The organism is Microbulbifer aggregans, from assembly GCF_020524005.1.
Taxonomy (GTDB): Bacteria; Pseudomonadota; Gammaproteobacteria; order Pseudomonadales; family Cellvibrionaceae; genus Microbulbifer; species Microbulbifer aggregans_A.
Genome location: NZ_JAIVKK010000001.1, coordinates 636958 through 658659, shown reverse-complemented (window position 1 = coordinate 658659; position 21702 = coordinate 636958). Strand labels below are relative to the sequence as shown.

Genomic DNA, 21702 nt, shown 5'->3' with positions numbered 1-21702 from the left:
AGTTGCTCCTCAGACTGAAACTGACGAAACCGAATTCCGCCTCGCATTGGCCGCTTGCAGATGTTGCAACAGCTTTTCGTTGAACGTTTGTGCTGCGGTGATCGGGACCCAGTGGGCGCCGCTGACCCTGTGATACTGCCAACTATTGTCCACCCACTTTTCTGAGCTGGTCACCTGCTTTTCGATCAGAAATAAATCGCCATCGCTCCAGATGCTCATTGTCGGTACTTTTACTTTAGGATGAGGGCGTGCAAGTACTGTCACGAGATTTGCGCGGTAGATGCGCAAGGCGGCAGTCAGGCGCCCTGGTTTTGCTAGCCGCTCCATGACTTCGTCCGGGCTTGGATGAGTGCGAAACACGTTTCGCAGTGAAAATCGTCCGGAGCCCAACAGAAGGCGTTCACTGATACCTTTTAGTTGGAAGTACCCGATATACCACCCGGCAAGCCATTGACGGAACCCCGCGCGTGCATAGGCTCCGGGATGGCCGACAGACACCGCGGTGAGTGTTCTCACCCGTTCCGGGTAGTGCGCTGCGATAAGCCAGGCTTGCACCGCACCCCAATCGTGCCCTATCACGTCAACGCGTGCGATCGTCAGTAGGTCGAGGAGCGCAATATGATCGCTGATGATTTTGAGCACGTTGTAGTCCCCGACATTTTCCGCTATGTCTGATTGGCCACAACCCAGTGTATCTGGCGCTATGCAACGATAGCCTGCGGCAGTGAGATCCTTGATCTGTTGCTGCCACAAATCGGCGGTATCGGGGAATCCATGCATCAGTAGTGCAACGGGTCTTGAAGCGTCATCCGGATGTGTATCGTTATAGGCGAGCTGAAAGCCCCGGTGTTCGAAGTGGTGACGCTGACTGGGTGTGCTTTTTATATTGTCTGTGGACATTTTTGTGATTTATTTTTTTATTCTGAAAGAGGGGGTGAATTACTCGGGCTCCCTCCATATTACCGGTGACGACTACGATGCCCGTGCAAAATTCTTACAATGTAGCTGCTCAATCCGCCGCCGATTGGATCATCCTTTTCCTGCGGTGGACTGTTGAATTATACGAATTGGGTTATTCCAGACAATAGCGATCCATTGGGACTCTTTTTCAGGTTCGGTAGGGCTTTCGGGGGTCACTTGACCGTGACCTCGGCATTCAGTGTCACTGCCGCATTCAGTGAGTTAGTCACCAGGCAGCTTTCCTCGGACTTCTCCAGCAGTTCGTGTGCTTTCTCTATATCCGTTCCCTCGGGCACTTCCAGTTTCGCGTTGATCTCAAACGCCGTGAAGCAGGTCTTGCGGCCTTCTTTGTCCAGCGTGCCGGTGGCACTGCATTCCAGTGACGTCCAATCTAGCTTGGAGAATTTGGCGATGGCGCGGAACGTCAGGATAAAGCAGTCGGCTACCGCGGCCACCAGCAAGTCCTCCGGTGACCATTGGTCACCCGGGCCATCAAATTGAGCGGGTGCCGCTGAGAGCAGAGGGGCTACACCCTCGGTGGTCAAGGTGATGTTGCCTCCACTCGCCGAGCTGGCGGTCACTTCGTATTTGTGGGGAAACGCTTCCATGGGGCCTCCATTATGTGCCTTTAATCAAGGCAGGATTGGGTGGTTGTGCTCGGCGACAATAAAGGGCCGGAGCCATGAATGACATCCAGTATGGCTAATCATTGGCTTGATAGTGCATCAGCACAATATCGCGCCCCTGTTTCCGGTAGGTGTGGAAGCGATCGATAATGGCCGAAGGCAACCCGGATTCACCCACTTCCTCATAGCCCAGAGACTCATAAAACGGCACCAGGTGCCGGTAGGGAAAGGTGAAGGTGCTCTCGTCATAGGCTTCCGCCATACCCTTGAGCAGAAACCGCGCCACACCGCGCCCGCGATAGCCTTCGGCGACCGCCACTCCGGCGAGCAACTGGCTGTCCGTCAGTTTGCGCAGGGAGCCGCAGGCAATAACCTGGTTGTGCTCGTCGCGGATTACCATACAGGGATCGTGCCGCCGCGCTTTGCCGCGGAATTTGTGGGTGCGGTAGAATTTGTTGGCTAGCGGCATCTCCGCATCGGAGAGCCACTGGGCAGTCAACGAATCAGTAGAGTTATCCGGGTCCATATCACCTCATGTCACGCGAAATCTGCCCAACCTGCCAACGCCCCCTCCGGGTCTGCTACTGCAGCGCGCTGGTTCATATCCCCAATCGAATCAGGGTGCTGATCATACAGCACCCCCTTGAGCAGAAGCACCCGTTCAATACCGGGCGCATGGCGCATCTGTGCCTGGATAACAGCGAATTGATTGTGGCCGAGCAACTCTCGAATGATGCGCTGGCGCAACTGCTCCCACCCAGGTCGGCCTTGCTATACCCCTCGCTGAGCTGGTTGCCGGAAGTGGAGCAGGTAGAGCCAGGTTCCCCACAGGCCGGGGCACTGGAGCAGCTGGTGGTGATTGATGCGACCTGGCGCAAGTCGAAGAAGATGCTGCATTTGCACCCCATGCTGCAGCAATTACCACGGGTCAGCTTTGAGGGGGAGCTGGAGTCCAATTACCAGGTCCGCCATTCGTCGCTGGAGAACAGCTTGTCTACGCTGGAAAGTATCGTGTTGGCTATGCAGGCGCTGGAGCCTGATAACGATTTTGCACCGGTTCTGGGTCCCTTCGAGAAAATGATTGCACTTCAGACGAATCTTGCCGGCGTGGAAAAAATACGCAATTAGTTGGTGAGTTGGCCCTTTCGAAATTGTATTAACAGGTTGAGGAACTAGAGTTGTGACCAGACAGAAAGTCGCAGTGGTAACGGGCGGCGCCCAGGGTATTGGCAAGGCGATCTGCGATGCGTTCGCAGAGCAGGGCGTTGTGGTGTGCTCAATTGACCTGCAGGGTGATGGTTACTATGTGGGTGATATTGCCGATGAAAACGTACTCAGGTCGTTTGCGGCAAAAGTGATCGCCGAATATGGGGAAGTCGATTACCTGGTCAATAATGCTTGTCTGTCTAAGGGTGGGTTAAACAGCTGTTCCTATGAGGATTTCAATTACGTGCTGCGGGTTGGTGTTGCCGCACCGTTTCTTTTAAGCCAGCTGTTTATGGCGCATTTCAGTGCCGGGGCTAGTATCGTAAATATCTCGTCTACCCGTGAGCAGATGAGCCAGGCGGATACCGAAAGCTATAGCGCGGCCAAGGGTGGCATTGGCAGCCTGACCCATGCCATGGCAATGACGCTGCGAGGTAAAGTCCGGGTAAATGCCGTTTCCCCGGGCTGGATTGATACTTCCGGTACGCACTTCACGGGAGCCGATGCCAGCCAGCACCCGGTTGGCCGTGTGGGCAATCCGGCAGATATCGTCAATACGGTGATGTTCCTGTGTGATCCCAAAAGCAGTTTTATCACGGGCCAGGACATCACGGTAGATGGGGGGATGTCAAAGCAGATGATCTATCACGATGATCATGGCTGGAGCTATTCCCGGAACGAGTGAAGAGCATCTCAGGCCGATTTGATCAGTTTTAACGGACGCCATTGGCGGTTTGGCTACGGGTATAAAACCAGTGAGCTGGGGGAAAACAGATTGGCATAAATGTGTAGAGCAAACTCCTCTGGTGGCAAGTATTTTTCGGTTGGCAGAAGGGCTGGTACGCAATCCAAAGGTAGCGATATGACCATTTATGTGTCTTTTCTGGCTGTTCTTGCATTGTCTCTGGTGGCGGTGACGATTCCCTATTGGTCTGTTTTTCAAAATAGCACCCACCCGCCCATATTAAGCGTTTCCGCCGGTATTGGGATCACTTACGTGTTCCTCACGCTGTTACCCAAACTGGCCGAAGTTCAGGCGTTACTTAATGTGACTGACGCCTATACCCCCGTATTACCTATTGGCCTTCAGGCGTACCTGGTTGCACTTGCTGGCTTCGTTGTGTTTCTGGTAACTGCAAACAAGGGACTGGCTGAAGAGTTCAAGGTGGCGAAGGCCAGGGTTTCATTTGGTGAAGTACTGATTTTCGGTGTTTTCGGTCTTTACTACGCCCAGATTGGCTTCCTGTTGGGCGAGTGGCCCAGTGGAAACTGGTTCGGTTACCTTGTACTGGTTTTTGCCTTTGGGATGCATTTTGTCGGTATCAATTTCCACATCTGGAAACGTTACCCGCGCCGATACCCGAAGTTCCTTCGCTGGGTGTTCTGCGCCTGTTTGATTTTAGGCTGGATCGCCTCATTGATTGCGGGGCAGCTTTCTGTGTGGACGAAATTTGCCACGATGTTTGTGGCCGGTGGGATCATCATTATGGCAATACGGGAAGAAATTCCGCCGGAAAAGGATGCGCATATTGTGTGTTTTCTGGTGTCGGTGGTTGCGGCAACCGCTTTTATCCTGTTCGCCAAAACCGTCCTGCTCCGATAACTTTGCGGTGTAGCTGACCAGGATCGCGCAAGAATTAGCAGCCGTACAAGGCGGAAAAGCTCGATTGTCACCTTCCGGGCAGATCACCGTATTTTGCGGCTTACCTTTTTAGCCGCGGACTGGTCATCGGTAGATCGCAGTGGACGTTCGCCGCGCCGCGCCGGGCGGGATTTGGCTCCGCTGGGAGGGTACAATGCGTGATTCTTGTGACCCCTTTACCCTGACCTATGGAGTGATCTGTGAAATTCCGTTCCAAAATTGTACGGATTGCGGCACCGTTGTTGCTGTGCCCGCTGGCCGCGGCAGCGGGTGTCTCGCCGGTAGCGCAGAAGACCGCGGACTACGCGGTGGATAAATACGAAGCAGCGATGACCGATACCCTCGCCGAACTGGTGCAGTTCGAGACCGTGGCGCGGGAAGACCTGCCGCTGGAGAAGAACCCGGAGTTCACCGGCTTCAAGGACACCCTGTGCGGCAAGGCGGAGGGGCTGGGACTGGAGTGCGAGGATCACGGCTATGTGGTGATCGTTGCGCTGGGGCAGGGCGAGGAGAAGATCGGTATCGTCACCCACGGTGATGTGCAGCCGGCCAACCCGGCGAAGTGGAAGAAGAGCCCGTTCGAGCTGGATCGTACCAGCGAGCCGGGCAAGCTGATCGCCCGTGGCAGCGAGGACGACAAGGGGCCAATCGCTACCGCCCTCTATTCGATGAAGGCGATCAAGGACAAGGGCGTGCCGATGAAGCGGCGCGTGGAGCTGATTGTCTACCTGGGTGAGGAATCCGATTGGGCGCCGTTGCAGGCGTTCCTGAAAGATTACGATATGCCTGCGTACAACATCACCATCGATGCAAACTACCCGGTGGTGACCGCCGAGAAGGGGTGGAGCGAAATCCGTGCGACCTTTGCCGACGCGGCGGTGGCAGACAATAGCAAGCCCTACCTGAGTAATTTCCAAGGTGGCTACTTTGGCAGCCAGGTACCGGATGAGGCCCATGCTAGCGTTGCCAACCCGACGCCTGCGCTGGAGAAGGCAATCCGTGCCCGCGCCGCGCAGCATCCGCAGGTGAAGTTCGAGTTCGCACGTAAAGACGGTTTACTGGAAATCACGTCTCGCGGCGTGGCCACCCACAGTTCCGAGCCGGAGCACGGTATCAATGCCATTGCCTTCCTTGCCGACGCACTGGGTAACTACGAATGGCCGGCCAATGCCGCCGGCGCTACGGTGCGCTATATCAATGATCTGATCGGCATCGGTATCACCGCCGAGCAGTTTGGTGATATCGCCTACAGGGATGACTTTATGGGACCGATGACCGGCGCGCTGACCATGGTGAAAGTTAGCGACAACGGGCTGACCAGCCACCTGAACCTGCGCCGCCCCACCGGCAAGACCGCCGAGCTGTTGGAGAAGCAGATCCACAGTGCTATCGACGGCTGGCAGAAAAAGACTGGTATCGAGATGGCCGATGTAGGCGTGCATCTGGGGCAACCCTACCGCGCGGACGATGCGCCCCAGGTGCAGCCTCTGCTGAAAGTGTTCCGCCACTTTACCGGTATTGAGGACGCGGGCCCGGTGGCCATCGGGGGTTCCACTAACGCCAAACTGCTGCCGAATGCGGTCAGTTTCGGGCCGTCGATGCCAGGCAAGGCCTACACTGGCCACTCGGAGCACGAATTCATCACCGTGGATCAGCTGCGCCTGAACCTGAAAATGTACACGGCGATGATGATCGAGATCGCCAATCTGTAGATTTAATGGCGAATGTTTTATTCCGCCCAATAAAAAAGGGACTGAAATTTCAGTCCCTTTTTTGTTTACTGGCCGTTCTCTCTGGAGGTAAAGGTGAGCGGCTTGCTATGAATCAGATGCGATATCTGCTTTCCTGAGTGTCAGAAGCGCAGGCGAAGGCCCAGCGCGCCATCAACTTCAAAGCCTTCCTTGTTGTCGTTATCGCTGAAAGCGAAGTTGGGTACTGCCTGGATGTAGGCCTGTACGCTCGGAGCAATTCGGAAGCTGAGGCCTATCGGTAGGCGCACACCGGCGCGGTCATTGTAATCGTCACGGCCGCCATCCTCATAAAAGCCACCCGCGTCGATATACGCAAACAGGGTGCCGCGATCATTACGGAAGTTCTGTACCCGCATATCGACCGCCAGAGCATCGCTATTCGCAAAGATGGAGGTGCCGCGAAACTGTGCGGTCACGCCAGCGCCCAGATCGTAGGCGACGCCGATGCCGAACCCATTGTTACTGCTTGCGAGTGATGGTGCGCTGATAAAAGTTGCCAGAAGGGGCAGGGCAAAACGGAGCAGTTTCATAGATACCTCATAGGTGAAGTGCGACAAAGCCGCGAGTATAGAGAAGCTGTGGTGTTATTTGTTGCTGTAAATCACAAACTCTCGCAGCCTGGGTCGCGTATATGGACGGCGATTTTGTGGCTTCATTTCCGCATTTTTGATAGCGTCCGCGGGTCGCTTGTGAATCAGTATTCTGTTTGAAATGTGTACGTTTTGAGACGGGGCGGCTTCGGGTTCCCGGAACAATGCTCGGAATCCGGGCCTGTAGTGTGAGAGGTCGAGTTAGATGGATATTGTAAACCTGTCCGAAATACCCGGTATGATCGAGCTTCTGGCGCTTTGGCACTTTGACGAGTGGAGCGACCTTTACCCGGATGAGTCCCTGGAGGATTTCAAATCGGAACTGGCCAAATGCCTCGGTCAGGATGCTGTTCCTACAACATTCATCGCTATAGAAAATGATGAGCTGTTGGGCTCGATCAGTGTTTTACCCAGGGATATGGATATTGAAGCGCGCTGGGGGCCGTGGCTGGCAAATTTTTATGTAAAGCCGGAATTCCGCAGTTTGGGTGTGGGCAGGAAGCTTGTCGAAAAACTGCTCGCCCACTGCGTATCGAACAATATCCCGCAGCTTTATCTCTTTACCCCGCGCACACGTGAATACTACGAGCGCCTCGGCTGGAAGACCATCAGCACTACCGAGTATCACGGGCAAGCCGTGGATATAATGCTGCGGAAGCTATAGGTAGGCGTTCTGCCAGGTGTTCTGCGCCGGCTTTCCCAGCGTGACGCGGAACCAGAATTCTTCAAGGATGAGTTTGTTCCCAATGTTAAAACACCGTGTTACCGCTTTTATCCTCTTTTTACTGTCTGTCCCGATTGCCTTTGCAGAGGATACCCTCGTGGAGAATGGGGTCGCTGAACTACTTGCCGGGCAGGATCTTGCCGGTATTGCATGGAGCGTCTATCGCCCGGGTTCTCCGTCGTCCGGCGCTGCGGGGTTGGCCGAGATAGTCAGGCCAACGTCGATGGGGACCGGCACCAAGGTTCAGGTCGGGTCTGTCGGCAAGACGGTGCTTGCCCTTGGAGTGTTGAGACTGGTTTCTGAAGACAAGCTCTTACTGGAGACCAGTGTTGAAGGTTTATTGCCCGAGCTCAACTGGCAAAATCCGTGGGCCGGTGAGGCACCTGTTACGGTGCGGCATCTTTTGGAACATACGTCTGGGCTCGACAATGTCCGCATATGGCAATTATTCAATTTGAGCTTCGTGCCTGATGTGCCATTGAGTGAAGCCTTCCCGTCATCCGATCCCAGTTTACTGTACGTGCGCTCAAGGCCTGGCAGCCAGTACTCGTATTCGAATATGGGATACACCCTGTTGGGGATGGTGATCGAAGCGGTGACCGGGCAGCACTTTGAGGATTACCTGCAGCGTGAGCTACTTCTGCCTCTGGGTATGCAAGACAGCAGCTTTCATTTCATTGCCCAGTCGGAAGATCCGGCCCTTGCAATGGGGTATGTGGAAGGTGGCGTGCCGCTGGAATCTGTGCCCATGATCCTCAGGCCGGCCGGGCAGTTCACCACGACAGTAGGAGATATGTCGAGACTGATGGCCTTTATGCTGGGTGATGGTGAGCTCAGTGGGAGGCCGTTTATCCTGCCGGCGTTAATGAAGAATCTGGGTACGCCAACAACCACCGATGCCGCCAGGCATGGCCTGGATAACGGGCATGGTCTCGCCCTGGCATCGAGAGACCGCCACGGTGTGGTGGGGCACTGTCATCCTGGTACGACCTTTGGTTTCAGGGCGCAACTCTGCCTGTTCCCGGAAGAAAACAAGGGCTTCTTTTACGCAATCAATACCGACAATGAGCGGGCGGATTATGAAAAATTCAACGAGCTCTTTATCGAACAATTGAACCTGCGTTCGCCGGGCAAGGCGACGGCAAAGTGGCAGCCAGCCGATCTGGCGGATTACACCGGGCTTTACGTGTTGTCGCCAAATAGTATGGCGCAATTCTCCTGGCTGGATTACATGTTCGGGAGCGTATGGATCAGCGCGGAGCAGGGCGGGAACCTATTGCTGGAATCCTTGCAGAAACCGGCGAAATTACTGGAGCCCGTTAGCGAAGCGTTATTCCGCGATTCGACACGTGTTCTGCCATCCCATGTATTTATGTTTGGCGATTCAACGCGCTTCAGTGATGGACTGAAGACATATCGGAAGCAGTCTATCTTGCCAATGCTTAGTAGCTGGCTGGTGTTGCTGGCGGGCTTGGTTGGCCTGTTGATGATTTTGCTCCGGGGGACGTGGCTACTGTTTTCCCGTGAGGCAATTGGATCCAGGGCACTGCTGCTGCCATATTTCAACCTCCTGGCGTTTGCACTTCCCGTTTACCTGTTTACCCAACAAAGTTTTCTGAAGTTCGGTGAAATGACGCCGGCCGCGCTGACCATGGCGGGGTTGAGCGGATTACTGCCCGTTTTGCTGATCGCAGCTGCGTTTATGCTTTTTAGGCACTCGAGAGCGAGCAAAATCGATTTTTGGGGATGTTTTTCCCTGTTGATGCTGTGTGTTTTACTGTTCAGTCAGGGTGTTCTGCCAATTAAATTCTGGCACTGATTGCGAACCCTTAGCTTTTGCGGAATTCGTTGCGCGAAAAATTGAGAGTTGGACATTCCGTTGAAGGTGCATGTGGGATCAGGGCTCAGCGGAAGATTGATTGCCCGGCGTTGCTACCGGGCAACGCGGAAAAAATATACACTGCCGCGCCCAGCGTCCGAGTGCGAGAAGTATGTCCACGTCAGAAAGTAGCTCCAAAAGAGACTATAGCCTCGTTGCCCCGGTCGGTGTATTCACCACTGCGATTCACGTAATACTCGGCCGCCTGTTCAAACTGGTGCTGCGCTACCCGTGGCCGGCGTTTGCTTTGGTCGGTTTGCTGTATCTGGTCGGTATCGTGGTGATCAATATCCCGATGCTGGACATTGACCGCGGTACCAGCGCCCTGGTACTGCTCAGCCCACTACTGATTGTGGCCTGGGGTGGGGTGGCTTATTTGTTCACCGCGCTTGTCCTGCTCAGTCTGTTTGCCCGTTGCCCGGATACACGTTTGACGTGGTCTGCTGTTCTGGTGTTGCTTGTCCTGGGGCCGTGGCTGATTCTGGTATTGGGAAATACCCGCTGGTTGTTACCGTTTGATCAGCGATATCTCTTGGTGGTGGTCCAGATGGTTGGGACGCTCCTGCTGTTTATACGTGCTCGCCACTGGTTTAAATGCCACGCCCGCTGGAGTACGCCTGCACTGCTATTGTTGGTCGGCGTGATCTGTTTTGAGTGGTGGGGCTACTTTTTTACTACTGAGATTCCGCGCGAACGGTTCACTTTGCATAACTGCAAACTCATCAAGGCGCCACCAGGTAAATCGGGTATTACTCCGCCGGTGCGGGTGTGTGATGTCGTTTTGCAAATGGACGGATCTGAGTACACATTCCGATCGATGCCAGTGCCTGACACTGCAGTGAAAGGTATGCAGGTGCGCCACGCCCTGTTTGATCATTACCACGTGCGATAGACTAAAAGGAATTCTCTTCAGCCATACCGGCGAACTATGCGCGATACTCTGATCCAGGCCCGGGACCTTAGCCGCTCATACAGCAATGGCCGTGAGCAGGTCCATGTACTGTCCGGCGTATCCTTCGAGTTGCATCGAGGAGAGGCCGTAGCGGTAATCGGGCCCTCGGGTTCTGGCAAGAGTACGCTGCTGAATCTGCTCAATGGTCTGTTGCCGGCCGAGCGCGGCGAGTTGCAGGTATTCGGTCGGGCGCATTCAGATCTCACCGACAGTGACTGGGCCGAGCTGCGCCGCACCCGCATCGCCACGTTATTCCAGGATGGCAACCTGATCCCCACACTCACAGTTTCCCGCAATATCGCTTTTCGCGCCGGACTCGCCGGCGTGCACCGGCACAACGGTGATGCGCTTATGGAGCGTCTGGGTATCGCGGATACCGCACAGCGTTATCCCGATCAGCTTTCCGGTGGCCAGCGGCAGCGGGCCGCGCTGGCTTGTGCTTTTGCGATGCAGCCGCAACTGATTCTGGCTGATGAGCCCACCGGTAGCCTCGACTATGCCACCGCCCAGCGCGTTGCACCGCTGTTTTTCGATGCAATCCGCGAGCGCAGCCTCGGAGCGCTGATCGTTACCCATAATCCTGAGTTGGCGCAACGCTGCGACCGGATTCTCGAATTGCGGGAAGGAGCCCTGCACCCATGGGACTCGGCACTGTCTTCCTGAGCCATTACCGCCGCCACCCGGGACAACTGGCGGGGTTGCTGCTGATCCTGGTATGTGCTGCCATGCTCTGGAGCGGGGTGCGTGCGCTTACCGGCTCTGCGGAAAATGCCGTCGCCCGTTCCCGTGCGGCACTTGAGCCGCTGGTGCGTGTGGTGCGTGAAGATGGACATCCGCTGGCAGTTGAGGATTTTGTGCAATTGCGCCGGGTGGGGCTCTGCGCATCGCCACAGCTGGAAGTACGGTTTCCTGTCAGTGACGCGCCCACAGTGATTGGCATCGATCCGTTCAGTGCCGGTTGTCTACTGCAATACCGCGAGTTGCCGGATGGGAATAATGCGCGCACAAATATTGCGGATAAGCTGCTGTCTTCTCTCAATCGCCGGGTATTGCTCGGCAGCCCGGCGGACCTGGCGCGCTGGCGGCAAGCGTCGCTGCCGGGTGCCGCAGGTATGCATCTTGAATCTTTTGAAGGGCTGCCGCGCGGGCAGTTGTTTACGGATATTTCCCTAGCGGCGGAACTGGCAGCGGGCGGTCAGGGTACCCTTGCCATTCTGTTGCCCGCGGCCGAGACGGAACGCTCGCCGCTCCCGCCAGACTACCTGTCACAAGTCGAAGACTACGGGGTAAAACCCGATCCGATGGTGGATGCATTTCTGCTCAGCCTCAATGCACTGGGTGCACTTGCGCTGCTGGTGGCAGCATTGTTGGTACGCAGCGTATACCGCTTTGCGCTGGAGCAGCGGCGCCGCAGTCTGGAGATTATGGTGCGCCTGGGTGTGCGGTCAGCGCACCTACGCTGGGCGTTGATCGTGGAAGTGCTTTTGGTGGCTTCGGTGGGCGGCATCCTCGGTGTTTTCCTGGGCGAGCGGTTGGCATCGGCGATGGCGGAAGGCTTTGAGGGTACGCTCGCCGGCCTTTTCAGCGTTGACGCTCTCACGAAAAGACCGCCCACCGTGAAAACCTGGCTCGGCATGGTACTGATCCTTGCTGTGGTAGTCGGTTGGGCGTGTCTGGATTTGATTTCGCTGCGCCGGAGCCACTGGGGCGGGGCAGTGGCCTTCGCCAGTAGCACGGGTAGCGCGGAGTCTGCAGGGTGGCGCCGGGCCGGCGCGCTGCTAGTGGCTTCCGTATCGCTGGTGGTTTTACTGTCGACGAATACGCTCTGGGTGATATTCGTGTCGACCATGGGGTGCCTGCTTGGCGTGGGTATTTTATTGCCCGAATTATTGAGCGGCGTACTTGCGCTTTTGGAGCGACGCGGCCGGCGTCCTCTCATGGAGTGGTCCTGCTCGGAGATGGGGGCGTTGTGTCGGCTGTTGGGCCTGCCCCTCACTGCCCTCGTTTTTGCCATTGCTACCACTATTGGTGTACAGGCCATGGTCACGGGATTTGAGTCCACCTTTGCCCGCTGGCTCGACCAGCGCCTGCAGGGGGATCTGTATCTGGATCCCGGCCGTCCCATCGCCACGGAAGCCTGGCGTCGGCAGCTGCGGGAAGTACCGGGGATTACTGCGGTATTGCCAATGGTGCGCGGCCGCGCACTGCTGGGCCCACCTGACCTTTCGCCCGAGGCGTCGGTGTTGCCAGTGGATGTGCTGGCGGTAGACCCGGATTCGCCCTTGTTGCAGGACTGGCCCTTTCTGGCTTCGGTTCCTTCGGTCTGGAATCGACTCGCTGCGGGCGGCGTGTTGGTGAACGAACAGCTGGCTCGCCGGCAGTCGCTCTCTGTGGGAGATCGACTTCAAATACGCGCCGGAGCGCAACAGCTCTCCCGTGAGGTGCTCGGTATCTACGCCGACTATGGGCGACCAGAGGGCGAAGTTATGGTACCGCTGAAGGTTGTTACTGATGCACTGCCCAACCGCTACACCGCTTTTGTACTGGGGGTCAGCGATGTCCAAAACATGCGCTGGCGGGATTGGCCCGAGCAATATTCCTGGCTAAATGGCAGCCGCCTGCGCGACCAGGCGGGACTGAAGGCGGCGGCAAACCGGGCGTTCTCCCGCACTTTTCAAATGACGCGGTTGTTGAACTCACTGACGCTGATTCTGACCGGCACTGCGCTGGCCCTGATGGGGCTGGTTACATTCCGTATGCGGCAGGGGAGTTACACCTTGCTGCATGTTTACGGCGTACCGCGCAAAAGTCTGCGTAGACGCCTGGTCGCACATAGCATGCTGGTGACTGGTTTGCTCGCGTTGCTGGCCATACCGTTGGGCATTTTCCTCGGTTGGGTGCTGGTGGCGCGGGTCAATCCAGCTGCCTTTGGTTGGGCGTTGCCGCTGCATTTCTATCCCGGGTTTTGGCTTCAGGTGTGGCTGGCGTGCCTGTTTATTGGCGCGCTGGTCGGCTTGCTGGTGGGAAATCCGGTGCGACTGGAAACAATGAAAAATGAATAGGGAGAGCAATCCGAACACGCAGCTGGTGTCTATTCCGAATCAGTGAACGGGAGAATATTTCTGATTGACAGGTTCTGCTAATGACAAGAATCGCGATATGGCGCCTTACCATACTGCTATATGTGTAAAAGATATAGCTAATGCTTCAAGTGAAAAAAATCTTCAAATAGTATGGGGGTAGCCCCTGCGTTAATAGGTGCGATCCACACTTTTTATTGGGAATAAATTGCAGTAATTAATTCAATAGACTAATACATCGGGTAAACGCATGGAGAACAACGATAAATTACTCTTACGTGGGGCAGGCTCGTATATCATTGTAGGACTTGCACTCGCCTGGTGTCTTATCGGCGTATATAACGGGGTTGGTTTTATAAAAGCCATATTCCCGGGCAATCCTGAGCGTGTATTGCAAGCGCATTTGGATTTTCTTTTGATGAGTGCTCTCATTTTGGGGGTATCCGCACTGCGAATATCTCTGGCCAGGCATATTCGATGGGCGATGGTGATTGGAGCCTTTACCAACTCCGGTATTTTCATTGTATTTGCGATGGCACCGACCACTGATCCTGGCTCCGAGGTATTTTTGCCTGATTCACTGGCAAATCAAATATTGCATTACGCCATTAGAACGAGTTTTATCATTACGACGTATGGGTTTGGCGGGGCAGCTATCGCGATTATTCGGTCAACGCTACCCAGAAGGCAAAAGGCGAGCCAGTGGGTGCATAATGGCCAGTCAAAGGTTGAGTCTCCCGCGTCGTAGGAAATCAACGCGTTTATATATGCTGTTTGCCGTCACAGAATCTCTATCACGCAAAACCAGAGTTGCGGAGCAATGAGTAAGAAAGCATTGATGTTTGGGTGCATGCTTTCGCTTTATCTAATTCTCGCGAATTGTACAAAAGAAACCGCTCCAAAAGATTCGTTCGATGCCCTGCGGGATCTGCCGCAGGGGTTTCGCCAGGCCCAACAGGGCGTGACGGTCAAACTACCGCAGGATCTCGCTCCCCATCCCGAATATCGCCTCGAATGGTGGTATCTCACAGCCAACCTGCAAAGCACCGATGGTGAGCCATTCGGAGTGCAATGGACTTTGTTCCGTAGCGGGCTCAAACCCGGGCCCTACACAGAACCAAAACCGGGTTGGTACAACAATGAGATCTGGCTGGCACACGCAGCCCTCAGTGTTCCGAACGATCACCGCTTCGCCAATCGTTCAGCGCGTGGTGGTACCGGCCAGGCTGGGGTTACCGTGCAACCGTTCAGTGCTTGGATTGATCATTGGCAACTGCAAAGTGTCGATGATGCTAACTGGACTCTGACTGTGGATGGCGAAGGCTTCCGTTATCACCTCAATCTGCAACCGCGCCTGCCGGCAATTCTAAATGGCGAGCAGGGCTTTAGTGCCAAATCGGCCGATGGCCGGGGATCAATGTATTTCAGTTACCCTTATCTGGTGATAGACGGCGAGGTGGAAGTTGGTGGCGAGCGGTTCCAGGTGAAAGGAAAAGGGTGGTTCGACCGCGAATGGAGCAGTCAGTACCTGAATGCGGATCAGCAAGGTTGGGACTGGCTGGCGCTGCACCTGGACGACGGCCGCCACCTGATGGCATTCCGTGTACGCGGCGCAGAGGACTTTTATTCGGGTACCCTGGTCGCCGCCGATGCCCGTGCCCGCACTCTGGGGGCCAATGAATTCACCCTTGAGCCAATCGATTACCGGACTAGTCGCTTCGGGCGGGTTCCTGTCGTCTGGCAATTGCAAATACCATCGGCAGGTTTGGATCTCAAAATCCAGTCCTGGGCCGGTGACTACTGGAATCCGGGAGCCTTGCGCTATTGGGAAGGCCCGGTCACTGTTGGCGGTACCCACAAGGGTGAAGGCTATTTGGAAATGACAGGTTACGAAAAATAAGAACTATTGTTTGCCGTGTATTTATTGTCCTCTGGCCATTCGCGGGGGCTGCCGTTGACGTCAGAGTGAATTAGCATTTGTGCCAATGATAGAAAGTTGAAGGCTTTATTATCGCGCCCGTTCCGCGGTGTTTTTAAGTTCTCGAAATTATTTATCGTTGACTTCGCGGTACTTGGAAATCATATTCACGCGGTCAATAACTGACGTTGGTTAATCATTAGTCCTTGGTCCAATGGAGGGAGCGTTATGCCGTCAATAATAAGTGAACTTACTGAAGAAGAATTTAAGGGGTTGCTGGACGAATATTTTGCGCCGCCAGAAAGGCGTATGAAAATGACCGAGGTAGAGGTCAAGGCGCTGGCTCAGGTTTTGAACGCAAAAATTGATATCCCGATCGCCAGCGAAATGTGGGAGGAGAAGATCTTTATCAAGGTCGTGCTTAAAATTGACACATTTCTTTATGATAATTTGCCAAATGAGATCTACGATTTGTTCCGTAGTCTGGAAAATGGCATCAGTGATCAGGAAGCCAGTCGCCTATTGGGGCGCCTGTCAAAACTGGCCAATGAGAAAATCAATATCCCTTATCTGCCGGAGTCGGCGGAGTATGTGGCCATTAAATGTGTCCTCGGCATAATGCTGAATGCGGCCAGGAAACAGTGGGACTTTGCGCGTGCTGTTGATTCTTCGGATGAAGAATTGTCCAAACTATTGGTGGCTGCAGCCTAGTTCGGTCGTTGCGCGCGTGGAGCAGGGCGTGCCTCGATGCTTCCGCGCGCGACTATGTGCTTTAAGCAAATAGTGATATCAGGTCCGCCTCTCTGTCGCGTTTGAACATCGCGCGCCATCTATACCGCTTCCTCAAATTGGACGAGACGAACTACCCTAAATTCTGGATAATGCCGCGCCTCGCCCCTGCGGCTTGCCAAATTCTCACACCCGGGTAGTCCCTATGGAAATCAACGTCAACTTCCTCGATAACCTGCGACTTGAAGCCAAGTTCGACGACTTTACGGTCATTACGGACCAGCCTATCCGGTATAAGGGAGATGGCTCGGCGCCGAGTCCGTTTGACTATTTCCTGGCGTCTTCTGCGCTGTGTGCGGCGTATTTTGTGCGGGTTTACTGCCTTTCACGCGATATCCCGACGGACAACATCCGCCTGTCCCAGAACAATATCGTCGATCCGGAGAACCGCTATAACCAGATCTTCAAGATCCAGGTGGAGCTGCCGGAAGATATTTCCGAGAAGGACCGGCAGGGTATCCTGCGTTCCATTGACCGCTGTACGGTGAAGAAGGTGATCCAGACCGGTCCGGATTTCCAGATCGAGACGGTGGAAAACCTGGCGGAAGATGCTCAGGCCCTGCTGATGGTCGCGCCGGATGCCGAGCACCAGACGTTTATTGAGGGCAAGGATCTGCCGCTGGAGCAGACCATCGCCAATATGACCAGGATCCTGGCGGATCTGGGGATGAAGATCGAGATCGCCTCCTGGCGCAATATCGTGCCCCACGTATGGTCGCTGCATATCCGCGATACGGCTTCGCCCATGTGCTTTACCAACGGCAAGGGTGCCACCAAGGAGAGCGCCCTGTGTTCGGCCCTGGGCGAATTTATCGAACGCCTGAACTGCAACTTCTTCTATAACGACCAGTATTTTGGTGAGGAAATCGCCAATGCGGAGTTCGTGCATTACCCGAACGAAAAGTGGTTTGCGCTGGAAGACGACGACGCGCTGCCGGCAGGTATTCTGGATGACTACACCCTGGCTATCTACAACCCCGATGGTGAACTGGGTGGCTCCAATCTGGTTGATACCAATTCCGGCCGGGCGGATCGCGGTATCTGTTCGCTGCCGTTTGTGCGCCAGTCGGATGGCGAGGTGGTGTATTTTCCCTCCAATCTGATCGAGAACCTGTTTCTCAGCAACGGTATGAGCGCTGGTAATACGCTGTATGAGGCGGAAGTGCAGTGCCTGTCGGAGATCTTTGAGCGGGCTGTGAAGAAGGAGATTCTCGAACAGGAAATCGCATTGCCGGATGTGCCCCGCGAAGTACTGGAAAAATATCCGGCGATTATTGAGGGTATTGAGGAGCTTGAGAAGCAGGGTTTCCCGATTCTGGTGAAGGATGCCTCTCTGGGGGGGCAGTTCCCGGTGATGTGTGTGACCCTGATGAATCCGCGCACCGGTGGTGTATTTGCATCCTTCGGTGCGCACCCCAGTTTCCATGTGGCACTGGAACGCAGTCTTACCGAACTCATGCAGGGCCGCAGCTTCGAGGGCCTGAACGATGTACCGCCGCCCACGTTCAACAGTCTGGAGGTTACCGAGCCGCAGAACTTTGTGGAGCACTTTATTGACTCCACCGGGGTGGTGTCGTGGCGTTTCTTCAGCGCCAGCTCGGATTACGAGTTTGTGGAGTGGGACTTTACCGGCAACCATTCGGAAACCAATGCGGAAGAGGCCACGGACCTGTTCAACATTCTCTCGGAGATGGGCAAGGAAGTGTATGTGGCCACCTATGAAGCACTGGGTGCGCCGGCCTGCCGGATCCTGGTGCCCGGGTACTCGGAAGTGTATCCGGTGGAAGACCTGATCTGGGACAACACCAACAAGGCCCTGGATTACCGCGAAGACATCCTCAATCTGCACTCGCTCGACGAGGATCAGCTGGAAGATCTGGTGGAGCGCCTGGAGGAGAGCCAGATCGATAACTACGAGACCATTATCACCCTGATTGGTGTCGAGTTTGACGAGAACACGGTGTGGGGTCAGCTGACCGTGCTGGAACTGAAGCTGCTGATTTATCTGGCATTGCAGCGGCACGAAGAAGCGCTGGAGCTGGTGGAAAGTTTCCTGCAGTACAACGACAACACGGTCGAGCGTGGCCTGTTCTATCAGGCAGTACGCGCGGTTCTCGAGATTACGCTGGATGATGAGCTTGTGCTGGACGATTACATCGTGAATCTACAGCGTATGTTCGGCGAGGAGAATATGAAAGCGGTGGTCGGCTCCGTGGATGGCAGCCTGCGTTTCCATGGGCTGACGCCGACCAATATGCAGCTCGAAGGGCTGGATAAGCACCTGCGCCTGATCGAGAGCTATAAAAAGCTGCATGCAGCGCGGGCGGCCAAGTACGCCGGCTGAAACTTGAATATTTGGACGGCAGTAAAAAAGCCCGCTAATTAGCGGGCTTTTTTACGTCTGTCATCCCCGCGCAGGCGGGGATTCAGAGGTGGGAAATCAGAGACTGGCTGCTTCCGCACCTTCAGCCGCTTCCTCGGCTTCCTTCACGTAACCATCTTCGTCCAGCTCAACAATGGAGATGTCCAAAGCTTCCAGATCTTTGCGGATGGTCGCGGCATCGCCCACCACAATCAAGGCAAGGTTCTGCGGATCGAGCAGGCCGGTGATGACCTTGTTCAGGGTCTTGCGATCCGTTTCCTTCAGAATGGCGTTCTGCTGGGAACGGTAATCCAGTGGCAGATCGTAGCGCAGGATGTTACCGAGCAGGCCGAGTTTCGCATCCGGCGTCTCGTAATTGCGGGCTTCCTGCTGGCCGATAGCCGAGCGCAGGTAGCTGAATTCGGTCTCGGTCATGCCTTTGCTGTCAAAGGTTTCCATTTCAGTGAGAACCTCTTTCAGCGCATCTGCAGTAGCTTCCTTTTTCACTTCCGAGCTGAACAGGTACATGCCGTCCTGAGGCTCGCCCAGCAGATAGGTGCGGGCACCATAGGTGTAGCCCTTGTCTTCACGCAGGTTCAGGTTGATACGGCTGTTGAAGTTGCCACCCAGCGGGAAGTTGCCCAGGTACGCCAGGTAGTAGTCGCCAAGGGCGTCGTAGGGCAGGCCGGGTTGGCCGATACGCAGGCTCGATTGGGCGGCCCCTTCCTTGTTAACGAGGTAAACCGTGCGGCCCTTGATCTCCGGCTTTTGCAGGGCAACAGCCGGTCGTGCGGGATGGGACACTTCCAGTTTCGCCAGACCGTCCAGCGCTTTGACAATGGTGTCGTGGGGCACGCTGCTGCTCACCGTTACGCCGCTCAGGTGTGCGGGGAAGTGCGCTTTGTAGAATCCCTTGATGTCATCGAGGGTGATATTGGCCACGGTGCCCGGGAGGCCGGCAGACGGGAAGCTGAGCGGATGCTCCTGACCGCGCATTACGGCACCCACCGCGCGGGTCGCCAGTCCCTGAGGTGTTTTGCGCGCCTGTTGCAGTCCTTCGATGGTCTGCTGCTTGATGCGGGCGAAATCTTCTTCGGTGAATGCCGGTTGAAGGATGCGCTCCATCATCAGTGGCACGGCTTCATCGAGATGTTTTGCCAGGACGTTCAGGCTGACAGTCGTTTCATATTTGCCGGCGCTCATGCTTACACCGGCGCCAAGGCGCTTGAGGGCTTCGGTGAACTCGGCAGCGCTGCGTTCCGTGGTGGCCTCGCCCATGAGCGAAATCATCAGCGAAGAGAGACCGGCTTTGCCGCGCGGCTCATCGTTCTGGCCGAAATCGAAGACCGCCTGTACGGTAACCGTGGGGGTTTCGTCGTTCTGTACCGCCAGCAGGCGTACACCATTTGCCAGCTTGCCGTCTTTGATTGCCGGCAGTTCCACCTGCGGGTTCACACCAGGAGTGGGCTGTACGCTGCGGTCGAAATTGTCTTTCGCCGGGCGCAGGGCCAGCGCTTCGCTTTCGTCGGCGTAGCTCTCAGGAATGGTACGCTTCCACTCGTAGTTTTGCTCAGCCGCCGCCAGTTCCGGTTTGCCGTTGGGCACTACGCTCAGTAGCACAGCCGGTTTTTTAGCGATGTACTGGTCGAATACGCGGGTGACATCGTCGGTTGCAACAGACAGGTAGGCTTTGATTTCTTCGTCAATGCCTTTCGGGCTGCCGGTAAACGTCTCGAATGCGGCCAGAGTGGATACCTTGCCCGCGACAGACTCCAGGCCAAAGACCCGGCCGGACTCATACCCGGCTTTGAACTTCACCAGGTCATCTTCGGTAACGCCGCGCTCGGCGAACTCGACCAGGGTTTCACGCACGGCTTTTTCCATTTCCGCCAGTGATTCGCCGGAAGCCGGGTTCTGGATCACGATAAACCACATCTCGCACGCCAGTTCCTTACAGGAATGGCTGACACTGGCTGATACCGCGCGACCGGTCTGCACCAGGCGTTGGTAGAGCATGGAGTCCTGGCCCTGGCCGAGGATCTGCGCCGCGGTATCCAGGGCGGGTTCATCCGGGTGGTTGCTGTGCACGGTGGGAATCATCATCGCCAGTGCCGGCAGGTGAATATTGTCTTCCAGAGTGACGTAGCGATCCGCCTCGAGGGTGGCGGGCTGCTTGGGCAGGTTCTCGACTTCCGGGCCTGCCGGAATGGAGCCGAAATACTTGTTTACCCACTCAAGGGTCTGCGCCTTGTCGAGGTCGCCGCCGATGGTCAGGGTTGCGTTGTTGGGGCCATACCAGCGCAGGAAGAAGCGCTTGAGATCATTGAGGTCGGCACGGTCCAGGTCTTCGAGCCAGCCGATCACCGGCCAGGAATAGGGGTGGCCGTCCGGGTAGGTGGCGGCGAACATGGTTTCCAGTGCGCGGCCGTATGGGCGGTTGTCGACGCGCTGGCCGCGTTCGTTTTTCACCGTCTCGCGCTGTACTTCAAATTTTTCCTCGGTGACCGCGTCGAGGAATACACCCATGCGGTCCGATTCCAGCCACAACACGGTTTCCAGCTGGTTGGCCGGTACTGTTTCGTAATAGTTGGTACGGTCGGTATTGGTGGTGCCGTTCAGCGTGCCGCCGGCTTCCTGAATGATACGGAAATGTTCTTCATCCGCCACGTTGACCGAGCCCTGGAACATCATGTGTTCAAAGAAGTGGGCAAAGCCGGAGCGGCCCGGGTCTTCCCGGTTGGAGCCTACGTGATAGGTCACATCCACATGCACCAGGGGATCGGAGTGATCTTCGTGGAGCACAACGGTCAGGCCGTTTTCCAGTTTGTATTTGCTGTACGGAATGGCTATTTCGGCGCCATTGCCGTCGAATGTTTCGACCAGTGTGACACCGGAAGGCAAGGTGTTTTGGATTTCTGCGGCCGCGTCAGTAGCTGTCGAGTTGGTGTCCTCGGGACCTTTACTGCAGGCCGCGAGGAGCGCTGCAGCGAAAGCCAGTGCGATTTTGGTGCGATGCATGTGGTTATGGACTCTCTTTTATTATCCGGAATTGTCGATGCTAGCACAGCCTGAGAGAGGTGCTGGATACTATTGGAGCTGAAGCAAGTATTAAGGCTAGATTTGTTAAATGTCGAATCGTTTAATAATGTACGTTGCTGACTGAAATCGTTCAAATTAGTCCGGCTTTTTCCTTGGCTTCATTGCCGGTAGAATGCGGCGTTTA

18 protein-coding genes are annotated in these 21702 nt (G+C 55.6%); 13 read left to right on the top strand and 5 right to left on the bottom strand.

What is annotated here, in order from left to right; genetic code table 11:
- Positions 1–9: 9 nt before the first annotated feature.
- The 3 genes from LC093_RS02810 to LC093_RS02800 form a co-directional block, all read right to left on the bottom strand.
- Positions 10–900, bottom strand: coding sequence for an alpha/beta fold hydrolase (locus tag LC093_RS02810; protein ID WP_226661777.1), 891 nt, complete (start codon positions 898–900; stop codon positions 10–12).
- A gap of 233 nt (positions 901–1133) precedes the next feature.
- On the bottom strand, positions 1134–1568 hold the full coding sequence (locus LC093_RS02805) for an OsmC family protein (RefSeq protein ID WP_226661775.1): 435 nt from the start codon (positions 1566–1568) through the stop codon (positions 1134–1136).
- Between the two features lie 94 nt (positions 1569–1662).
- Entirely contained in the window at positions 1663–2112 is a 450-nt protein-coding gene (locus LC093_RS02800) for a GNAT family N-acetyltransferase (protein WP_226661773.1), read from the bottom strand.
- A gap of 8 nt (positions 2113–2120) precedes the next feature.
- Here LC093_RS02800 and LC093_RS02795 point away from each other — a divergent pair, with 8 nt between their 5' ends.
- The 4 genes from LC093_RS02795 to LC093_RS02780 all read left to right on the top strand — a co-directional run bounded on the left by LC093_RS02795 (position 2121) and on the right by LC093_RS02780 (position 6146).
- Positions 2121–2714, top strand: a complete 594-nt coding sequence (locus LC093_RS02795; protein WP_226661772.1) for a tRNA-uridine aminocarboxypropyltransferase — start codon at positions 2121–2123, stop codon at positions 2712–2714.
- Between the two features lie 52 nt (positions 2715–2766).
- Entirely contained in the window at positions 2767–3477 is a 711-nt protein-coding gene (locus LC093_RS02790; protein WP_226661770.1) for an SDR family oxidoreductase, read from the top strand.
- Positions 3478–3699: 222 nt separating this feature from the next.
- Positions 3700–4395 carry a hypothetical protein gene (locus LC093_RS02785; protein ID WP_226661768.1) on the top strand — a complete coding sequence of 232 codons (696 nt, stop codon included), beginning with the start codon at positions 3700–3702 and terminating at the stop codon, positions 4393–4395.
- A gap of 239 nt (positions 4396–4634) precedes the next feature.
- Complete coding sequence (locus LC093_RS02780; RefSeq protein ID WP_226661766.1) at positions 4635–6146, top strand: dipeptidase; 1512 nt, start codon at positions 4635–4637, stop codon at positions 6144–6146.
- A gap of 140 nt (positions 6147–6286) precedes the next feature.
- Here LC093_RS02780 and LC093_RS02775 read toward each other — a convergent pair whose 3' ends face one another.
- Entirely contained in the window at positions 6287–6715 is a 429-nt protein-coding gene (locus LC093_RS02775; RefSeq protein WP_226661764.1) for a hypothetical protein, read from the bottom strand.
- Between the two features lie 265 nt (positions 6716–6980).
- Between LC093_RS02775 and LC093_RS02770 the strand changes: the two genes are divergently transcribed.
- From LC093_RS02770 to LC093_RS02730, 9 genes are all read left to right on the top strand, one after another.
- Positions 6981–7439, top strand: coding sequence for a GNAT family N-acetyltransferase (locus tag LC093_RS02770; protein WP_226661762.1), 459 nt, complete (start codon positions 6981–6983; stop codon positions 7437–7439).
- Between the two features lie 16 nt (positions 7440–7455).
- Entirely contained in the window at positions 7456–9318 is a 1863-nt protein-coding gene (locus tag LC093_RS02765) for a serine hydrolase domain-containing protein (RefSeq protein ID WP_226661760.1), read from the top strand.
- 172 nt (positions 9319–9490) lie between these two features.
- A complete protein-coding gene (locus tag LC093_RS02760) occupies positions 9491–10270 on the top strand; it encodes a hypothetical protein (protein ID WP_226661758.1) in 780 nt (259 codons plus the stop codon).
- 36 nt (positions 10271–10306) lie between these two features.
- On the top strand, positions 10307–10993 hold the full coding sequence (locus LC093_RS02755) for an ABC transporter ATP-binding protein (RefSeq protein ID WP_226661757.1): 687 nt from the start codon (positions 10307–10309) through the stop codon (positions 10991–10993).
- Positions 10969–13392, top strand: coding sequence for an FtsX-like permease family protein (locus tag LC093_RS02750; RefSeq protein WP_226661755.1), 2424 nt, complete (start codon positions 10969–10971; stop codon positions 13390–13392). The genes LC093_RS02755 and LC093_RS02750 overlap by 25 nt, the downstream gene beginning before the upstream one ends.
- A 268-nt stretch (positions 13393–13660) precedes the next feature.
- Positions 13661–14158, top strand: coding sequence for a hypothetical protein (locus LC093_RS02745; RefSeq protein ID WP_226661753.1), 498 nt, complete (start codon positions 13661–13663; stop codon positions 14156–14158).
- A gap of 72 nt (positions 14159–14230) precedes the next feature.
- A complete protein-coding gene (locus tag LC093_RS02740) occupies positions 14231–15310 on the top strand; it encodes a lipocalin-like domain-containing protein (RefSeq protein WP_226661751.1) in 1080 nt (359 codons plus the stop codon).
- 246 nt (positions 15311–15556) lie between these two features.
- Complete coding sequence (locus LC093_RS02735) at positions 15557–16039, top strand: hypothetical protein (RefSeq protein ID WP_226661749.1); 483 nt, start codon at positions 15557–15559, stop codon at positions 16037–16039.
- Between the two features lie 223 nt (positions 16040–16262).
- Entirely contained in the window at positions 16263–18461 is a 2199-nt protein-coding gene (locus LC093_RS02730; RefSeq protein ID WP_226661748.1) for an OsmC domain/YcaO domain-containing protein, read from the top strand.
- A 96-nt stretch (positions 18462–18557) separates the two neighbouring features.
- Here the strand turns inward: LC093_RS02730 and LC093_RS02725 are convergent, their stop codons facing one another.
- Positions 18558–21497 carry a M16 family metallopeptidase gene (locus LC093_RS02725; RefSeq protein ID WP_226661745.1) on the bottom strand — a complete coding sequence of 980 codons (2940 nt, stop codon included), beginning with the start codon at positions 21495–21497 and terminating at the stop codon, positions 18558–18560.
- Between the last annotated feature and the right edge of the window lie 205 nt (positions 21498–21702).